Raw genomic sequence first — 17,662 nt, 5'->3', positions numbered from 1 at the left:
CCGGCGTACCTGGCTACGCCGTGACGCCGCAGCGTCGGCCGCAGGCGGCGCTTGGCTTAATCACTCACCGGCAGGGAATGCTCTTCCTGATCAGGTCGGCCCGGTCGAACAGATAGACCGCGGTCGCGTCATTGAACCGGTGCGAATGCTGGTCCACATATTTGATGAAACTGTCGAGCTGCGTGCACGCGGTCTTCTGGTACGAGGGCAGGTACGGCTTCACCAGCGACTCGGTCAGCTTGGCGTTCAACCGCTTGCGGTCCTGCGCCGAAATGCCGGGTGCACTCGAGATCCGGCTACGCAGGGCCCGCGTGCGAGCGCACGGCGTCGTCGTGACCGGGGTCATCCGGAAGTAGGCGTCGAAGTCCGCGTCGAATTCCCTTGGAGTATTGGGATCCTCGTCGGGCGGGTTGTATCCGATGCCGTGCGCGTACGGACTGCCCTCGGCGGCCCAAACGCCGATGTGCACATTGGGCTTCGGGTCCCGCGTCACCTGCATCGAATACTGCCGGCCCACCTTGAGCCGCACCTGCGAGAAATCAGCCTCGACGAAGCCAACATTCGAGGAGGCGTCCTCCGAGTCGACGAACTCATGCGGCATTGCCACGTAGCGGGTTGCGATCAGGCGCTTCAGCGACGTGTCACCCTCGTACAGGCGATAGACCAGCGTGACTCCGCCGAAGGGGTCGAAGAGTTCGGGGTTGTCGCCATGGAAGACGCCGAACTCGAAGCCGAAGCGGATCCGCGGGTCCTCGGCGCGAAAGGTCTGGACCAGGCTCGTGCGGTTTGCCTGCGGGGCATAAATAGGCAATGCCACATAGTGCGGGCCGTCCACGACGACTTCGGCGGCTGCAGCGGTCGAGAAGGTCTGGGCGGCCGCAAACACGAGCGACAACGCGATCGCGACAGGGCGACGCAGAACGGGGGAGGTCATGACGGCTCCGGGCGGTGGGGAGCTGAAAGGCTAGGAAGCCGCGCCGCCGTCATGTGTGAAACGGAGCCCTCAGTGAATGTTGTTTTTTTGCACGCATGAGCCTGCTGCAGTGCTAATGCGCGCCGTGCAGCCTGCACTTTGACCTAAGAAACAAGCGGGACGAACCCGCACGTGCAACGTGCGACTTAAGTGGCGCCCGGGTTTGAAAGGTGGTGGGCACGCCCTCCACAGGAACAGACACTTCGTCACCAGCACGAAGCCCCGCCCGAGCCATCAAACGGCAGCGGACGCCCACGCACTCGCAAGGGCGACCGGGCTTTGAAACTGATCGGGGGTCAGGCCCGCGCTGCAAGCGCACGAACCCAACCCCTGCCGACCATGTTGATCGCGAAGCGCGCGAGAAAGCGCGCCCGTCGCTGGTGGCGAATCAGCTTTCCGTCACCGGCTCCCGCGCCTCGCTCGAATCACCGAGCAATGCGAGATCACGCACATTCTTCTGCACCGCCACCGACCCGAACAGCGCGAGCAGAAACGCCATTGCGTAGAAGCCTTTCTCGCTCGGCGCGAGCGTCGCATTCCAAAGCCCGATCGCGAGCAACATCACGCACAGTCCCAGCGACACCCAGCACAGGCCGTAATACAGCCCGGTCACGGCACCCCCTTCGAGCCGGTCGCGCACCGACTTCTGCAGCGACACGGCCGAGAACAGCCCGTACATCAACACCGTGAAGTAATAGCCCTTCTCGTTGAGCGCCATCGGGGCGTTCCACAGGCCAACGACAAACGCAATCACGCCCGCCGCAAGCGCCAACCACGATGCCCCAATGAACGCGCCCGTCGGGCGCTGGATCTGACGGTAAATCACGCAATTCCCCTTTGCTTGGTTGGAAGACGACGTTGCGCGCCCCGGATGTTCGTGCCCGGCGTCCGGCTCCCCGCCGATCACGCAACGCCGAGCACTATAGAACAGGCCATCGGTCGATCCGCGTTCGCGGGAGTGGCGGCGACATCGGCGCTCCCGGTGACGCCGCACACCGCGACCCCAACCGGGCCACGCGGGCGGGCTCACCGGTACTGGACGCGGCACCCCGGAGCCGTGGTTGGTGATCGAGCAAGCAGACCCGCCGTCTTGTTCCCGGCCAGCGGGCCTGCCCCCATCAGACGCCTTCTGATCCCACTCACAACCACGCACGTAACGTCGCTCGAGCTTCCGATCGACGGCGACCGATGACCCGCTCGACTTCGTCCGACACCGTTCTGTCTGTCAGGCGGGCCTGCCCATGAACCTGCCGCTGCCGGAGAGCTGGGCCGCCATATTCGCGCTGCTGTCGGGCGCACTGGTGGTCGTGCTCGGCCTCGTGTTGTGGTCGGTCCGCCGGCACACCGACCCGGTGCTTCGCGTCAGCTGCGATCAACCGATCGACGAGCTGGTGCCGTCGCTGGCCGGCCTCTCGCTCGCCACGCCCATCGCCGGCAATGCAGTAGAACTGCTCGAAAACGCGGCGTTCTTCGACGCCATGCTGGCTGCGATCGGCACCGCGCGCCGCACCGTGCACTTTGAAACCTTCCTGTGGAAAGACGGGGCGCTTAGTCGGCGACTGACCGCAGCGCTCGCCGAACGCGCCCGCGCCGGCGTCGCCGTGCGGGTGCTGCTCGACGCGATCGGCAGCAAGCAGGTGCGCGGGCCGATCGCCGAGCAACTGCGCGCCGCCGGTTGCCGCGTCGAGTTCTTCCACAAACGGTCGCTGCGTCACCTCGGCATGATCAACGACCGCACCCACCGCAAGATGGTGATCATCGACGGCCGAGAGGCGTTCGTCGGCGGCCACTGCATCGTCGATCACTGGGCGCAGGAGATCGGCCCCGGCGGCGTGACCGATATCAGCCTGCGGTTGCGCGGGCCGATCGTGCACGCAGTGCAGGCGGCCTTCAGCGAGAACTGGATGGGTCACACCGGCGAATTGTTCGCGGGCGACGCCGTGTTTCCACCGCTGGCACCGGCAGGCGACCTCATCATCCACGCCGCGTTCGTCAAACCCGAGGGTTCAGCGCCCGCGGTGAAGGTGCTGCACCACACGGTCATCTGCCTTGCCAAGAAGCGCATCTGGATCCAGAACCCGTACTTCATCCCCGAGCCCGCCACGATCGTCGCGTTCGGCGAAGCGGTGGCGCGCGGCGTCGACGTGCGCGTGCTCATGCCGACGACCGGCAGCTCGGACAACGCAATGGTGCAGCACGCCGGCCACCGCAATTTCGACCGGCTGCTGCAAGCCGGGGTGCGATTGTTCGAGTACCCGAACGCGCTGCTGCACCAGAAGGTGATGACGGTCGATGGCGTGTGGAGCGCGGTCGGCTCGAGCAACTTCGACGATCGCTCGTTCGAGACGAACGACGAGATCACGCTTGGCCTCCTCGATCGCGGACTCGCCGGCCAACTCGACTCGATCTTCGAACGCTATGCGGCCGATGCGATCGAAGTGAAGCTCGATCAATGGCGGAGGCGCGGCGCGTGGCACAAGCTGAAGGACTACGCGGCGTACAGCATCAACGAGCTGCTGTAAGTCGCGACACCGGGCCACTTTCGGCCTGAGCAGAACGGGCGGCGGCAGTCAGCCTGACTTAACTGCCGTTGCCGCTTTTGCGTTGAGTCGAACGACGAGCGAGCGGTTCGGTCCGAAGTTGACGCGTAGCGTGCGCCCGTCGATGTCCGTGCGCAGGTCGTGCAGGCCGATCGGTGTCACCAGAGCGGCGCGACTGATGCCGGCCCGGGGATGCACGCCGATGATGTCCAGTGCATCCGCATCGCGCTGCGGGAAGCCGTTCAACCAGGTGCGCAATGGTCCCTCGGTCAGCGTGATTCGCCCACTGCAGAGGCCGTCCTGATCAGTAAACGTCGCGGTGCCGTTGAATCGTGCGCCTTCGAACTCGGCCTCGTAGGCAACGGCGTCCACCGGGCACGACGCGCCGCCTTGGCGGTCAGCCGTGGGTCTCGTATGGAACGGTGCCGCGAGCATCTCCGCGGTGCGCTCGATCGACGACGTCCACTGCGCGTTGGACAGCACGCTGGCACTGACGCCCCGCGTTGGCCAGACGACGAGCGCACTGCGGGCTGCTACGGTCGTGCCCGCATGGTGGGCGATCGGGTTTCCATCGATGTCGCGGCCGGCGCGCCATCCAAACCCGACCTCGTAGTCGCGCTCGCGTACCGTGGATCCATCCGACAGGCGAGCAGGTTGCAACATCGCGTCGAACGTCGCGCGCGACACGATCGTTCCATCGACGGCCCGGCTTCCGAACAGCGCAATCGACCGCGGCGTCGCGGCCAGCCCGCCTCCGCCCCAGGTGTAGCTGAAGTCATGCGCCGGCAGCCGCGCCGCCGTGCCATCTACGAACCCGTAGGTAGCCGACGCGTCCGGGTTGTTATCGTTGGGCGCAACGGCACCGATTCCCAGGCCCGGCGCCACCTCCCGGCCCACGTAGTCGAGGAAGGGTTCGCCCGCTCCCGCTTCGACCACAGCGCTGAGCAGCGTGTAGCCCCAGGACGAGTAGTGGTACGCACTGTCCGGGGCGGTAAGCAGCGGGCGGCCTTCGAAGATGCCGACCGCGTCGCGCACGGTGGCGTAGTGCTGCGCGCCGAGCCCCTGGTCGATGTCCTGGTAATGCGGCAGGCCCGCGGTGTGAGCTGCGAGCTGGCGCGCCGTCAGCGGCGCCCAGTGCGCCCGCAGCCACGGCAGCGTGGACTGGACCGGCGCGTCGAGGTCGAGCCGCCCCGCTTCGCCGAGTTTCGCTGCGGCCGTCGCGGTGACCAGCTTGGAGACGCTGGCGAGGCGAAAGACGGTATTCGGATCCACAGGCAGCCCGGCTTCAACATCGCGCATGCCTGTACTTCCGGTCCAGACCACCGCGCCATCGAGCACAACGGCAGCGCCCATGCCGGGGACCCCGTTCGCTTCGACCAGCGCGGCAAACAGGCGATCGGCGATGTGGCGCCCATCAACGCGGGCGCCTGCCGCAAGCGGGTTGGCGCTGCCCGAGACAGCGGCAGTGACGGCAAGCGCCGCCGAGATGAAGGGTATGGCTCGGTGCATGGTGGACCTCCTATGTCCATGACAACGCACCTGGCCTTCGTCGGTTGACGACAGGCGCGCGGCGGCGTGGTTCACCGGCCGAGGATAAGGGAGGCAGAAGCCTGTCGGCCGTTGCAGGCCGGAAGCGGACATAACTGCAAGAAGCACGGACGCAGTTCGGCCTGGCGGTACGCCGCTATCGAGCGTTCGTCGAACGCTCTCTACCTGCATCCCCCAATGCCTTCGACTTGCGCCCCCCATGCTTTCGAGGGCCCCTGCCCTTCGAGCCTGTCGGCGAATGCTCGAAAGAGTCGGGTTCGATTCCTGAAAAACTGAACCCGACTTGTTTCTGATTGGTCGGGCTTCTGAGGAAGCAGACCTGACCCCGTTGCGATGCGCCGTACCGCACCGGCGAGCGTCCGGGGACAAGTCGCAGCGCAAAAGTCAGCGCCTCAGCGAAGTGAACCAGCCCCGATACACGTACGGCGCCAGAGAATTCCCTGACTTCGCTATCTACCTACTTGGCCACGCCTTCCGCCTGACCCGCCACCGTAGAGTTGAGCGCAACGGTGCGGTCGACGAACCGGTCAAGGGCCGTCCTCACCGTCGCCGCATCCGCCCCGCCCGTGTGGTCGCGGTACGCAAACAGGAACAGCAGCTTGCCGCCGACGCGGGCGACCGCCCCGGCGCACTCGAGCGTGACGGCGTGCTGCTGTCCTGCGACCTGTCCGTTGATGGGCAGCAGCATCACGAAGCGAAGCGAGTTCGGATCATCGCCATACAACGTCGGCGCGCCCACCTTGCCGAAACTGACTTCGACATCGAGCCCGGCCGTCTCGCTCATGCGCTCACTCGCGCCACGTTGCATCGAGTCGGCGAGCGCCTGCATGTCGACCGCTCCCATGCTCTGGGCGATCTGCGGGCGCGCCTGCTGCCACTCCTGCTCACTGAGCTCGACTTGCTCGGCGTCGCGCATCACCTGCACCTGGTAGAACACCTGCTCAGGCCGCTGACCGATGAGCACGCGCTTGAGATCGGCCCGGCTCATGAACCCTTCCACCAACCGGTGCGTAACCGGCAGGCCTGCCTGCGACATGGAATACAGCGTCGGCGCGCTGACGCTGGCGGCCAGGTATCCGTCTTCAACGGGCACCTGCAGTTCCGCATCCCCCACCTTGACGGTGGTTACCGCCTCGGCCGACGCAACGCCCGCCCATAGTGCTGCGACCAGACCCAGCGATCGCAAGAATCCCTTTCCCATCGTGTTGCTCCCCTTTGAGTTGATGTACTGCGGCGCGTAGGCGGCCCGCCACCCCTGGCAGGGTCCCGCTCACGCGCCCTTGCTGCCGGTATTGCCGGAGCCGGTGATATTGCCCTGCCCACGCCGGTAAAGCTTGATGAGCATTCCAACCGGCAGGAACGAACAGGCGCTCACGTCCGAGCGGGACAAGTCCGGCGCAATAGTTTCGGTTAGTCCCGCCGCAACAGGAGCAGCTCGCGCACCGGCGTGAACGGTGGCGATCTTCGGTTTCGGCTCTGACGACGGCGAAAAGCCGGCTCGTAGAGAAAGCGAAACTGAAGCCAATGCTGGCGGGAGCAAAAACCCGCCAAACGCCCGACAATAGGCATCGCTCGGTTCCGCGCGCGCGGCGCACGGACACGCATCTCCGCTCGCCTTTACACGAAACTCGAAAAGGACTTTCCGTGAACCAATCGCGCCTGATCCTCACAATCGCTACCGCGCTTCTCGCTGGATGCGGGTACGAGGCCGAGGTCGAAACCCTCAAAGCCCAACTCGTGGCCGAGCAGATCGAACAGTTCACGCAGAAATCCCTGTCAGGCGTCCGGCCCTACATCACGGGCGAGCGGGAGCTGGGCGAGCTGAAGAACGAGCCGCTGTTGAACGGCCAGTTCGCTGCCGCCGTGTCGACTGCGAAAACCATGTCGCGCAGCCTGGTGGCCCAGCTGGATGCGGTTGAACTCGATCCTTCGCGCCCGCTCGGCGCATGCCGCGACGCGCTTGTCTCGACCACCACGCTTCTGGACGCCGTGCACGAGAGCGCGCAGGCGGGACGATCGTTGGTCACGCTGCTGCCGCAGCTCGATGAGGCGGACCTGCACGCACGCAACTGTGCCGCGGCCAGCGCGAGCGAAGGCTTGCCCTTTATCGGACCGCTCTGAGTAAACGAGCAGCAGGATCAGGCTTGAATTCCAAACGAGTGGCTTTGACCCGCTACTCGGCGAGATACGCGTTCTCGAGCGCGACTTCGCTAAAGCGAACCTGACCCGCTGATCCAGGTGCCGCAAGCTGAACCATTGGCAACCTGCCGAGAACCAAACGCGTCCCCGCCCAGTCTTTCATGCGCGCTCCGCACTGGACCGCCCCGCGTCATGCGGGCTATGAGCATGGAGGATTCTCATGAAGTACCCGCACGCGCTGGTCGCCATGATGGCGGCCGCTGCACCCTGCCTCGCATCCGCTGGCGATCTATCGCATACCCACGTTGAAGTCGGGGCTGCCCGGCTTACCGAGGACGGGTTTGGCTGGATGCTCCGGGATACGAATTTCGACGGTGGCTATATACAGGGCTCGGTCGCCCTGGGTGCCACGGGCGCCTACGGCTTCGGCGGCTACCGCGCGGGAAGCGGTGACGGCCCATTCCGGGGGTTGGACCAGTCCAGGATGCAGCTCGGCATCGGTTATGCGCACGGCATCGCGCCCGGCGTCGAGGTTCTAGGCGAAGCGGGCTACCTGCGCGACGAAATCGGACGCTACGGCGTCAACACCGGGCGCATAAGCGCAGGGGTGCGGGGCCAGATGGGGACGCGGACCGAAGCGTGGGCCAAGGCGCACTACACCGATCAGACGCTCGACAGCACGCGCTATGCCGGAGAGCTGGGCGGCCTCGTCAAGCTGGGCGACACCTGGGGCGTGACCGGCGGCCTTGAGATCGGCGATCTGCGGACGGAGTACAAGCTCGGAGTACGTGCGAGCTTCTAGGTCTTTGCTAGGCCGGCAAACGAAGGACGCAGAAGGGGTCAGGTTGGACTGCCCCGCATTCCACAGACGGGTAGTCAGGATACAGACCTGACCGTTTGGTAATCCCGCTCCGCCTGCATCGGTGATCGGTAGCCCAGCGCCGAATGCATGCGGATGCGGTTGTAGAACAGCTCGACATACTCGAACACCGCACTACGTGCGGCTTCGCGGTTCTTGAACGGCTTGTCGTCGGTCAGTTCCAGCATGAGCGTGGCAAAGAAACTCTCGGCCATCGCGTTGTCGTAAGGCATACCCGGCCGGCTCATGCTCAGCTGGATTTTCGCTGCCTCCGCTTTTGCCCGGTAGCGCGGCTGCCGCGGTCGTGGTGAAGGATTAGGCCGGGCTTGGGCCTGCGGTGGTGCAGGGCCATGTCGAGCGCCCGCTCGGTCAGGTCCAAGCGCTGGTGATCGTCCATCGCCCAGCCCACTACGCGACGGCTGCAGACATCGACGAGCACAGCGAAGTGCAGTGGTCCTTCGCGCGTCGGCAGCACGGTCATGTCGCCCACCCAGAGCCGGTCAGGCGCAGTCGCCGCAAATGGCCACGTGCACAGACGCGGCGCGGCCGGCGTGCGCTGGTACGCAGCACGCGCACGCATGAAGCGACGGCGCCGACGCGTCCACAGGCCGTGCTCGCGACGCAGCCGATCCATGCGGTGTCGGCCGCACTCGATGCCGCGCTCGCGCAGCTCGCGCCACAGGCGGCGGCTGCCGTAGCGCTCGCGCAGCTCGTGATGCGTCGCTGCAATGACCGCTGCCAGGCGCACGTCAGCTTGCTTGCGTGCGCTTGGCGCGCGCTGCTTCCATCCGTGATAGCCGCTCACCGACACCTGCAGCGCACGGCACAGGTCGGCCAGCGGGTAGGTCATCCTTTGTCCGTCGATCCAGGCGTACCGCGCTTGGACGCGCTCGCGAAGTACGCCGTCGCTTTTTTTAGGATTGTGTTTTCCTGCTCGAGCCGAGCGACCTGCTTTCGCAGCTGCGCCAGCTCCTGCTGCTGGGGCGATCTGCGTCCCGAGCCACGGAATGCCTGCTCGCCTTCGGCCTGCAACGCGTCGCGCCACTTGTAGAGCCGGTTGCGCGGCACGCCCAGCTCCAGGGCGAGCTGCGCCACCGGCTTATCGCCACGCTCCATCAAGCGCACTGCTTCGCGCTTGAACTCCGCAGTGAACCGCTGCCTTTCCATCCAACACCTCCGGGGCCGTCCCCATTCTCAGGTGTCTGTGGAAGGCGGGCCAATCCAGGTTCGCTTTTCCAAGAAAAGAACCTGACCCCTTTTCACGCTTTGGTCGCCCCCCCCCTTGGCCGCTTGGTCGCCCCCCCCTTGGCCGCATGGTTCAGCTCGCAAGCGCCAAGTCAGCGGCCTGATGGAGCTGGGTGATGCTGAAGGGCTTGCGCAACAGGTGAACGCGGACGAGGTCACCGGGCAGCAGCTTCTCGATATTCGCGGCGCCGGTGGCAAGTACGATCGGCGTGTCCTTTCCCTGCTGCCGTATACGCTGCGCGAGCTCGGCGCCCAGCATCCCGGGCATGGTGTGGTCGAGCACGATCAGGCCCCAATGCTCCTGTTCAATCCGCGCGAGCGCTTCCGCCGCGGACTGTGCTTCCGCCACATGGCACCCGAGCTCGGCGAGCATCGCGGCGATGGCGCTTCGCACGTGGGCTTCGTCGTCGACGAGCAGCACCCGCACGCCCGCCAGTGATCGCGGCGCAGCGTGCGTGGCCGCGCTGCTCGCCTCCCCCGCTGGCTCTACGCGCGGCAGGATGATCGACACCGTCGTGCCCTGGCCCGGGGCCGATTCCACCACCGCCTTGCCCCCGGATTTCTTGGCCAACCCATACACCATGCTCAGGCCCAGCCCCGTGCCACTGCCCACCTTCTTCGTGGTGAAAAAAGGCTCGAACGCCCGGGCCAGAACGTCCTCGGCCATGCCGTGCCCCGTGTCGCGCACCCAGATACGTGCGTACCGCCCGTCCGGGATATCCGGCTCCTGCCGGTAGAACGCGTCTGTGGCTCCGATCTCGAGGCGACCACCGCCCGACATTGCATCCCGGGCGTTCACCGCGAGATTGATGATCGCCAGCTCCAGCTGATTCCGATCAGTCGACACATGAACGCCGCCAGCGCGCTCCAGGTCGAGCGCGAGCGTCACTGCCGAACCGACGGAGGTTCGCACCAGATCCTTAATGTTCTCCAGGAATGGCCCCAGCTCGATGACCTCGCTTTCGAGCTCCTGCGTCCTGGAGAACGTGAGCAGCTGGCGGGTGAGCTTGACCGCGCTCTGCGTGGCCCGCTTTCCCATGACCGCAACCTTCTCGATCTTCTCCGGCGAGCCCGACTGACGCGTGATCAGCTCGAACGAGGTATTGATGGTCTGGAGCAGATTGTTGAAATCGTGCGCGATGCCGCCCGTCAGCTGCCCCAGCGCCTCCAGCTTCTGCGCCTGCAACAGGGCGCGCTCACTGCGCCGCAGGGCCTCGCTGCGCTCCTGCACGCGCTCTTCCAGTACCCGGTTGAGCTCGCTGAGTTCGGCCTGCGCTTTCTGCAGCGCGCTCTTGCCGCGGCGCTCATCCGCGACGGCGCTGAGCAGCAATATGGTGCTCGCCGTCAGCACCAGGAACTGCTGGACATGCATCAGGGCGCTGATTGCGGTGGCGGCGATATTGGCAAACGGGCCCACATCGGCCAGCACGCCGCTTACGGCAGCGCACCCCACCACCAGCAGCACGCTGCTCGCCCCGACGACCCTGAGCGCCAGCGCCGCCCAGATGAGGAAGGGGTAGATGTGCCAGGCCCGGAATGGATAGTCCGGCCCCGTGTGGAAGATCAGGAACGCCGCAGCGGTGTTGACCGACACGATGGCAGCCAGGTGCCACCGCTCGCCGGCCGTGGGCCGCTCGTGCCACCACGCCAGCGCGAGCCCGGTGATGACCATGACCGATGCGGCGTTCGCCGAAGCCCAGCGCAGCCAGACCAGTGGGAAATCCGCTGCCGCCAGGTCCGACGAAACAACCACGCAGGTCGCGCCGACGGTTGCTGCGAGAGCGGACGGGATCAGCGCGCCCGCCGCGAGAAACCGCAACATGGATCGAAGGGAGTCCAGGCGGGGAATTCCGCCGCCTCGGCCCTGGAGCAGCCACACCCCGAGTACGGTGGCAGCGGCATTCCCCGCGGCAATGCCCAGTTCCGCCCAGATCGGCTGCTCGCTTCCGGTGGCGAAGCCGGCAAGCAGACGCGCGATAAAAATACTCGGCCACAGCCGGATCCCTCCGAACAGTAGCCCGACCATGCCGACGCCTGCAGGGATCCAGACTGCGGCCCCGGCCCCTTTGACCGTCGCCCACTGCAGGGAGAGAACTGCGGTCAGAAAGTAGACGATGAGTAAACCAGCTGCTGCCGTTGCAGCCCGCCAGGCAGAGGCATGCATGTGGTTCATCGGGGCAGTGTACGAAAGGGGTGTGAAGCAGCCGGCGAGCGCTTCCAATGCCGGTGCGAAGCCGACCACGGCGCTGAACGAAGCGAGCTTTGGGCGCCGTCCCTTTGGCGGGAGGGAGCGCAGGGACCGATGCCGAGCAAAAAGGCCAGGTTCAAATTTCGGAGAAATGAACCCGCCCCCTTATCTCGGGCTTCGGCTTAGTCGACCGGCGCTACGCCGGGCGGGAAATACGTGACTTCGAAGCGGATGCCGTCGGGGTCGCGCATGAACAGCGCGGTGACGTCGCCGAAATGCTGCAGGTCCGGAACTTCGAAGCCGGCCTGTTGCATCGCGGTACGGATGGACGCCACCTCGTCCGCCGAGCGGGCTGCAAAGCCGACATGGTTCATGCCCGCGCCATAACGCTCGTACGGCGATGTCCCGGGCCGCGCCTCGTTGAACTGCAGGTAGAACCCGTCGCCGTCGGTCCAGACGTGGTCGCGCTGCTTGGTGAAGCCGATCAGCGGCAGCAGCGTGTCGTAGTACCGCATCGATGCGTCCAGCGATGTCACGAGCAGCGTGATGTGGTCGATTCGCACTGACTGCTTCTCCGGCCGCCGGGCTCAGCGGCTTCAGGCCCGTTTGCTAGACCCCCGTGGGTCGGGCGGTGAAGAAATGAACCTGACCCCTTTGTTTTACTGCTTCCGTCCCCTTAGCCGTCTTACTTGCTGGGCAGATCACCCCAGCGGCCGCTCACTGGCTGCCATCGGCAAGGGCGCGCGTCTAACTGAGCATCTATCACTTCTCTGCCGATGCGAATTGCCGCGTCCCGCGCTTTGTCTTCGGTCGATAAAACGGTCTCGTAGTCTATGAACGGGCCCCGCCACAGCCCGGCCGCGTCGGTCACGCACACCCAAGCTCGGTGGTGCACTCCGCCCTTGGAGCTCATAGCCTGCGCAGTTAACGAACATCCGCGATAGCTCTCGTTGCGTCCGGGGCCGGTCATATCCAGTGCGCGTCCTGCTGATCCTTTGCCGCCAAGCAGATCCTTGTGATCCGCCGTCTCGCCACGACTGCGAAGCGAAGCGAAGCGAAGCACCAGCTTGTCAAAGAAGTGAACCTGACCCCGTTATCTGGCCGGCAAGGGGCGTTCCTGGGCTAAGCTGGCTTGCAGCGCTCAGTGATCAACGAATAATTCGTTCCGATCTCACACACGATGGAAACCCAATCAGGCACATCCTGAAGATCGCCTTCTTGAATCTGCTTCAAAGCCCTTTCCATCTTCTCTTGGGCACACCCCCAAGGCTCTTCGATCAGCAATTGGCGATAGGGCGTCCACCTTGTGCTAGGTGGCAACGTCGGCGTTTCGCCCTTTTGAGCGACATAGCAATTTCGCTCACCTTGGCTTGGCAGATTTACGAACAGCAAAGCCAGTCCGTTCCGGTCATCGATAAAAATCAACCCCTGATCCACGCCCCCGCGAGGACTCTGGGACTCAAGGAAGCCAGCCCCTCTTAGCGATAAAGTCCCGCTCGCTGAGCTGACAGCCGCCTCGACCATGTGCTTGAAGCTGCTGCTCGTATCCGCCACCTTGCAAACCCAGTAAGAAGTGAACCTGATCCCGTCACCAGTGCCGTTATCGGCGAGCGTCACATCCAGCCCGGACGAAGGCACCTCGTCCACCGTCGAACTGCTCCGTAATCTCGCCTGCCAGCCGGATGCGCGCTAGAGGGCATTGCGCCAAAGCAAAAGGGGCTGGTTCAAACTCCAAAGAAATGAACCTGACCCCTTTTCCCCTTAAGAAATGAACCTGACCCCTTTGCTTAACCGTGACCCCATTATCGCCGTTACCGGACCGGCTTTCGTCACGCGGGTGCCGCAGCAAGTCGTTCGAGTAACCATTCAACTTGTCGACGGGCGTTCGCGATAACTTCGGCGAACGTTGACAGATAGATCTCGGGCTCATGGCTCGCTGGCAGCGCGTTTTCGCCTCGGCGACCACCAATGATCCACACCTTCATGTGACCGGATATGTACGAGCTCAACTCGTGACGGTATCGGGTCGCCTGTTGATAGTGCTCAAAACTGAGCGTCATGGACGGGTTCTTAAGCTCGATCAATACGTGCTGCTTTGATACGTTACCTGCAAGCAATAGATCAGGGCGCTCAGTGGCACGCTTTCCTGCGTATACCTTGCTTGCCACATCCTCAGCGATGCTCTTAAACGTCTTGTTCGACGCAAGAAGGCCGTATTCTTCTCCTAGCAGCCATAGATTTTGCTCGATAGCTTTATGCATTACGAGCTCATCTGTTTGAGGCTTAGAGCGAAGCTCATCTAAGAAGTCCAGCAAACGCAGCCTGTTGCGGGCTTGCTCCGCAATGTGCGCAAGGTCTACAAGACCAAACTGCTGCAATGCCTCGGCAAAGGCAGTCACATCCTGATCTTTTGCTTCGTCTATTTTCTCTAGAATCAGGCGATAGTCGTCTTGCTCGACGGCGTCTAGAACGACATTGACAAGCGGCTCTAGACGATCCTCGCTCTCGCCGTAGAACTTGTGCAGCACTTTACTTAAAGCCACTTCTGCGTACTGACGCTTGTACTCAGGGAGAGATGCCAAACGACGATCAATCTTCTGCTTAAGCCGGGCTTTTGCCAACTGCATTTCCCGGCGATAAATGCTCGTCACCTGCAAGCGTAAAATTGGTTCTGCCCAGCTTCTTATGGACTCAAACGCTTTACTGTTTTCAATAATTGAGCCGAAGTCACCCGTAAGGTCGCTCTCAAGGCCATCAGCCTCAATCTCGCCATAAATTTGGCTGAGCAGGGATTTCGGAAAGTCATCGGCTTGATCAAGACCAAGAAATGTTGGTTTACCAACGACTCGACCTTTAACGCGAATGACTATTCCTGCGCCCTTGAGCCGACCCTTCTCGTCCGAAACGGCGAAACGCAACTTCGCCTCTCCGACGTCCGCAATCGACTGAACGCACTCTGTTACTGAGCCTCCGACATCTGCCAAGTCGAGGCGCTTTCCATCGACGTAGATCGAGAACCCTTCTTCACGCCCGTAGTCACGCATAAGCAGTTGGCGGAATTTGTCCGCGGACGGGAAGTGCAAATTCTGGTCAAGCTGGCTAAGTGTTAGTGTCGTTCCGTGGCTGCCTTGCTCGCACGGGCGCACTGACACCTCGATAGGCACTGCTTCGATCTCGCGACCGGCCTGCTGTAGAACCTTCCGGTCAATAACGATTGCCGTTTCAGTTCCGCGAACGCGCGTCACAACAGACATCATCTGCGCGGCAATTAGGCCTGCGAACTTACCTACGCCTTTCCGTCCCTTCACCTTGCGCTTCTTTTGGGGCGTGGTCTCGCCTTTCCTCGAGCGCCTGTCGTTCGCGATAAATAGGTATTCGTAGCGAAGCTCAGATTCGGTCATTCCCGCGCCGTCATCGTGGATGACGATTGGCTCCTTGGTCATCGCTTTTGGAAAGGTGACCCAGACGTTTTCTGCGTCCGCGTCCCAGGCGTTGTCTACAAGCTCTTTCAGTGCTCTTTCTGTTGACGCATAACTGTCGCCTAGGAGCACGGCGAGGCGCGTATCAACCTGAAAATTCGCCGCCTTTGGCGGCAGCTTCGAACTAGCCCGGGTGGTCGCCATGTCTTTTCTACCGGCTGCGCCTAAGAAAAAGGGCCAGGACTCGCCTGACCCTCTCTTGTATTCGTCATTGCGGTGCCATTACCCGCACTTGCTATACCCACAATTCAAACAAGTAGCGCACCCGTCCATGATCACCACGGACTTCTGGTTGCACTTGTGGCACATCACCGCGGAAGGCGGAAAGCTCGCGCCCTCGCCGGTCACTTCAACGTCCTCGCTGCGCTTGGGCGCATGCACCGCCGGCTCCGGGAACAGGTCCGCCGGCTGGCTTACGTCAGAGTTTTTTTTTGAGGTCAGCGCGTCGTACTGCTTGCGCTTTTCGGCGATCAGCGCGCGCTGCTCGTGGCTCATCTCGGGGTCGTGGATCAGGCCGATCGACTTCATGTGGTCTTCGACGACGGCGCCGATCTCGGCGACCAGCGACGGCATGTACACGCCACCGGCCTTGAAGTAACCGCCGCGCGGGTCGAACACGGCCTTCATCTCGTCGACGAGGAACGTGACGTCGCCGCCCTTGCGGAACACGGCCGACATGATGCGCGTCAGCGCGACGATCCACTGGAAGTGGTCCATCGACTTGGAGTTGATGAACACCTCGAACGGACGGCGCAGCTCGTGCTCGGTGCCGGGGTTGAGCACGATGTCGTTGATCGTGACGTACATCGCGTGCTCGACCAGCGGCGTCTTGATCTTGTAGGTCGAGCCGATCAGCACGTCGGGGCGCTCGACGCGCTCGTGCATGTGGATCACTTCGGCGGCCTGGCGGGCTTCGGGTTCGGCGCGCGGCGCGGGCTGCTCGGCCTTGGCGGCCTCCTTCGCCTTGTCCTCGGGCGTGACGACGGCGTAGCCCTTGATTTTCTTGTCGATCTTGACGGCCATGAAGTGGTCCTGGTGCGTGAGCGGTGCGGTTGCGCTGATGTAGTGCCGGGTACTGCGGAATTCTTGCGTGCTGCGGTACTGCGGTACTGCGTGGATCGATGCGCCGGCCGCCGTGGTCGGCGGCCGGCGTGTTGCGTGGGCTCAGCCGCGGCCCGGGTTCTTCGCTGCGGTGCGACCGGCCGTGCGGCCTGCGCTGCGGACGCCACCACGCGTTGAGACGGAGCGCGTTCCGACCGGGCGGACGCCCGCCGAGGTCTTCTTCGCGGCCTTCTTGCCGGCGGCCTTCTTGGTCGCGGTCTTGCCGACGGTCTTCTTCAGCGCCGACTTGGCGGCCTTGCGCGAGATCGCCTGCTTGGTGGTGACCTTCTTGGTCGGCAGCTTGCTGACGATCGTCTTGCGGGCAGCGACCTTCTTGCCGACCGCCTTGCGACCGGCGGTCTTCTTGGTTGCGGCCTTCTTGGTTGCGGCCTTCTTGGTTGCGGCCTTTTTGGCGACGGTCTTCTTGCTAGCGACCTTCTTGCTCGCAACCTTCTTGCTCGCAACTTTCTTGCTTGCCACCTTCTTGGTAGCCGCCTTCTTGCCGACGCCCTGCTTGCCGACGGCCTTACGGGTGGTGGATTTGCCGACAACCTTCTTCGCTGCGGTCTTCTTGCTTGCAGCCTTCTTGGTCGCGGTCTTCTTCGTTGCGGCCTTCTTGGTGGTGGACGAGCCGGCCATGCGGCTGGCGGCCTTGCCGACCGTGTTGCGGCTGGCGGTCTTGGCGCCGGCAGTCTTCTTGACTGCCGCCTTCTTACCGGCGGTCTTCTTACCAGGGGCCTTCTTGGCGGCGACCTTCTTCGCGGCCGCCTTCTTGCCCGCGGCCTTCTTGGTCACCGATGCCGACTCCGATGCGCCGGCGCGCTGCGCGGTTTTCTTCGCAGCGGCTTTCTTCGCGCCGCCGGTGCCGGCGGTCTTCTTGGCTGCGGACTGGGTGCCGGCAGCTTTCTTCACCGCGGCCTTCTTGCCTGCTGCTTTCTTGGCGACGGCCTTCTTGCTCGTAGCCTTGCCCGGGACTGCGACGTCGGCAGCGGCGCCGGTCGGCGCGGTGTCGTCGTCACCCGCATCGCCGTCGTTGCGCGACTCGTCGTCGCCCGACTCCTGCTCGTCGCCCGAGTCGTCCTCCATGCCCGGCTCGTCGTCGATGCCCGACTCTGCCTGGCTGCTACCGGATTCCTCCTCGCTGCCGGACTCGTCGTCGGCCTGCGCCTGCTCGCGCGCCTGGGCGCTGACATCCTCGAGGCGGCGCATGGCATCGTCCACGGCGTCGCTGACGGCCTGGCGGGCCTGGTCGGCTGCTTCGATGACCGCGGTCATCGCGGTTTCGGCCGTCTCGACCACGGTCGCCACCGCGCTACCGGCAGTGTCGACGATCGCTTCGCCGCTGCTGCTTGCGGTCTCGCTGTCGGTTTCGACGGCCTGCGACGAGGTCGCCGTGACTCCATTCCCGTTGCTCATGTGCCCTCCTCGCGGGCGAAAAGTGAGTGCTGCAGGTCAATGGTGATACCGGGCGATGCTATACCCGCGTTGCAGGCAATGGCCGGTGAAAGCTCGCGCTACAAAGTGCGGGAAACCGCGCGGAAAACCGGCCGCGCGAGGTGCCGTGGAGCGATTCGGACGCTGTGCCGCTGC

16 protein-coding genes are annotated in these 17,662 nt (G+C 64.0%); 3 read left to right on the top strand and 13 right to left on the bottom strand.

The window, feature by feature from the left end; genetic code table 11:
* Nucleotides 1-64 precede the first annotated feature (64 nt).
* Entirely contained in the window at nt 65-934 is an 870-nt protein-coding gene (locus ACFFGH_RS02315; RefSeq protein WP_386664454.1) for a hypothetical protein, read from the bottom strand.
* Between the two features lie 427 nt (nt 935-1,361).
* On the bottom strand, nt 1,362-1,796 hold the full coding sequence (gene yiaA / locus ACFFGH_RS02310; protein ID WP_386667298.1) for an inner membrane protein YiaA: 435 nt from the start codon (nt 1,794-1,796) through the stop codon (nt 1,362-1,364).
* Nucleotides 1,797-2,214: 418 nt separating this feature from the next.
* On the opposite strand from yiaA, the gene ACFFGH_RS02305 reads away from it, so the two are divergent.
* Nucleotides 2,215-3,495: a phospholipase D-like domain-containing protein gene (locus ACFFGH_RS02305; protein WP_386664452.1), complete on the top strand. Its 1,281-nt coding sequence runs from the start codon at nt 2,215-2,217 to the stop codon at nt 3,493-3,495.
* Nucleotides 3,496-3,543: 48 nt separating this feature from the next.
* Here ACFFGH_RS02305 and ACFFGH_RS02300 read toward each other — a convergent pair whose 3' ends face one another.
* Both ACFFGH_RS02300 and ACFFGH_RS02295 read right to left on the bottom strand, forming a co-directional pair.
* Entirely contained in the window at nt 3,544-5,022 is a 1,479-nt protein-coding gene (locus ACFFGH_RS02300; protein WP_386664450.1) for a serine hydrolase domain-containing protein, read from the bottom strand.
* 496 nt (nt 5,023-5,518) lie between these two features.
* Nucleotides 5,519-6,262: a hypothetical protein gene (locus tag ACFFGH_RS02295; RefSeq protein WP_386664449.1), complete on the bottom strand. Its 744-nt coding sequence runs from the start codon at nt 6,260-6,262 to the stop codon at nt 5,519-5,521.
* 443 nt (nt 6,263-6,705) lie between these two features.
* On the opposite strand from ACFFGH_RS02295, the gene ACFFGH_RS02290 reads away from it, so the two are divergent.
* Both ACFFGH_RS02290 and ACFFGH_RS02285 read left to right on the top strand, forming a co-directional pair.
* Nucleotides 6,706-7,182, top strand: a complete 477-nt coding sequence (locus ACFFGH_RS02290) for a hypothetical protein (protein WP_386664447.1) — start codon at nt 6,706-6,708, stop codon at nt 7,180-7,182.
* Between the two features lie 238 nt (nt 7,183-7,420).
* A complete protein-coding gene (locus tag ACFFGH_RS02285) occupies nt 7,421-8,002 on the top strand; it encodes a hypothetical protein (protein WP_386664446.1) in 582 nt (193 codons plus the stop codon).
* Nucleotides 8,003-8,076: 74 nt separating this feature from the next.
* Here ACFFGH_RS02285 and ACFFGH_RS02280 read toward each other — a convergent pair whose 3' ends face one another.
* The 9 genes from ACFFGH_RS02280 to ACFFGH_RS02240 form a co-directional block, all read right to left on the bottom strand.
* Nucleotides 8,077-8,274 carry an IS3 family transposase gene (locus ACFFGH_RS02280; protein WP_386664445.1) on the bottom strand — a complete coding sequence of 66 codons (198 nt, stop codon included), beginning with the start codon at nt 8,272-8,274 and terminating at the stop codon, nt 8,077-8,079.
* Between the two features lie 35 nt (nt 8,275-8,309).
* Nucleotides 8,310-8,924, bottom strand: coding sequence for an IS3 family transposase (locus ACFFGH_RS02275; protein ID WP_386667296.1), 615 nt, complete (start codon nt 8,922-8,924; stop codon nt 8,310-8,312).
* Nucleotides 8,906-9,226 carry a transposase gene (locus ACFFGH_RS02270; RefSeq protein ID WP_386664444.1) on the bottom strand — a complete coding sequence of 107 codons (321 nt, stop codon included), beginning with the start codon at nt 9,224-9,226 and terminating at the stop codon, nt 8,906-8,908. Before ACFFGH_RS02270 ends, ACFFGH_RS02275 begins: the two co-directional genes overlap by 19 nt.
* A 151-nt stretch (nt 9,227-9,377) precedes the next feature.
* Entirely contained in the window at nt 9,378-11,477 is a 2,100-nt protein-coding gene (locus tag ACFFGH_RS02265) for an MASE1 domain-containing protein (protein ID WP_386664443.1), read from the bottom strand.
* A gap of 197 nt (nt 11,478-11,674) precedes the next feature.
* Complete coding sequence (locus ACFFGH_RS02260) at nt 11,675-12,055, bottom strand: VOC family protein (RefSeq protein ID WP_386664441.1); 381 nt, start codon at nt 12,053-12,055, stop codon at nt 11,675-11,677.
* 559 nt (nt 12,056-12,614) lie between these two features.
* Nucleotides 12,615-13,139: a hypothetical protein gene (locus ACFFGH_RS02255; protein WP_386664439.1), complete on the bottom strand. Its 525-nt coding sequence runs from the start codon at nt 13,137-13,139 to the stop codon at nt 12,615-12,617.
* Between the two features lie 182 nt (nt 13,140-13,321).
* Entirely contained in the window at nt 13,322-15,115 is a 1,794-nt protein-coding gene (locus ACFFGH_RS02250) for an ATP-binding protein (RefSeq protein WP_386664438.1), read from the bottom strand.
* A gap of 78 nt (nt 15,116-15,193) precedes the next feature.
* Nucleotides 15,194-15,994, bottom strand: coding sequence for a TSCPD domain-containing protein (locus ACFFGH_RS02245; protein WP_386664436.1), 801 nt, complete (start codon nt 15,992-15,994; stop codon nt 15,194-15,196).
* A 141-nt stretch (nt 15,995-16,135) separates the two neighbouring features.
* Nucleotides 16,136-17,488 (bottom strand): histone H1-like repetitive region-containing protein, encoded by a 1,353-nt coding sequence (locus tag ACFFGH_RS02240; RefSeq protein ID WP_386664434.1) that lies wholly within the window; start codon nt 17,486-17,488, stop codon nt 16,136-16,138.
* Between the last annotated feature and the right edge of the window lie 174 nt (nt 17,489-17,662).

The organism is Lysobacter korlensis (assembly GCF_042434515.1).
The sequence above is the reverse complement of the archived record's forward strand: the minus strand, read 5'-3'. Positions and strand labels throughout refer to the sequence as shown.

What these genes read in the sequence shown, in the direction of transcription:
- ACFFGH_RS02300 (WP_386664450.1), bottom strand. Translation starts at nt 5,022, where the DNA reads ATGCACCGAGCCATACCCTTCATCTCGGCGGCGCTTGCCGTCACTGCC.
- ACFFGH_RS02295 (WP_386664449.1), bottom strand. Translation starts at nt 6,262, where the DNA reads ATGGGAAAGGGATTCTTGCGATCGCTGGGTCTGGTCGCAGCACTATGG.
- ACFFGH_RS02315 (WP_386664454.1), bottom strand. Translation starts at nt 934, where the DNA reads ATGACCTCCCCCGTTCTGCGTCGCCCTGTCGCGATCGCGTTGTCGCTC.
- ACFFGH_RS02270 (WP_386664444.1), bottom strand. Translation starts at nt 9,226, where the DNA reads ATGGAAAGGCAGCGGTTCACTGCGGAGTTCAAGCGCGAAGCAGTGCGC.
- ACFFGH_RS02250 (WP_386664438.1), bottom strand. Translation starts at nt 15,115, where the DNA reads ATGGCGACCACCCGGGCTAGTTCGAAGCTGCCGCCAAAGGCGGCGAAT.
- ACFFGH_RS02240 (WP_386664434.1), bottom strand. Translation starts at nt 17,488, where the DNA reads ATGAGCAACGGGAATGGAGTCACGGCGACCTCGTCGCAGGCCGTCGAA.
- ACFFGH_RS02285 (WP_386664446.1), top strand. Translation starts at nt 7,421, where the DNA reads ATGAAGTACCCGCACGCGCTGGTCGCCATGATGGCGGCCGCTGCACCC.
- ACFFGH_RS02245 (WP_386664436.1), bottom strand. Translation starts at nt 15,994, where the DNA reads ATGGCCGTCAAGATCGACAAGAAAATCAAGGGCTACGCCGTCGTCACG.
- ACFFGH_RS02265 (WP_386664443.1), bottom strand. Translation starts at nt 11,477, where the DNA reads ATGAACCACATGCATGCCTCTGCCTGGCGGGCTGCAACGGCAGCAGCT.
- ACFFGH_RS02280 (WP_386664445.1), bottom strand. Translation starts at nt 8,274, where the DNA reads ATGGCCGAGAGTTTCTTTGCCACGCTCATGCTGGAACTGACCGACGAC.
- ACFFGH_RS02305 (WP_386664452.1), top strand. Translation starts at nt 2,215, where the DNA reads ATGAACCTGCCGCTGCCGGAGAGCTGGGCCGCCATATTCGCGCTGCTG.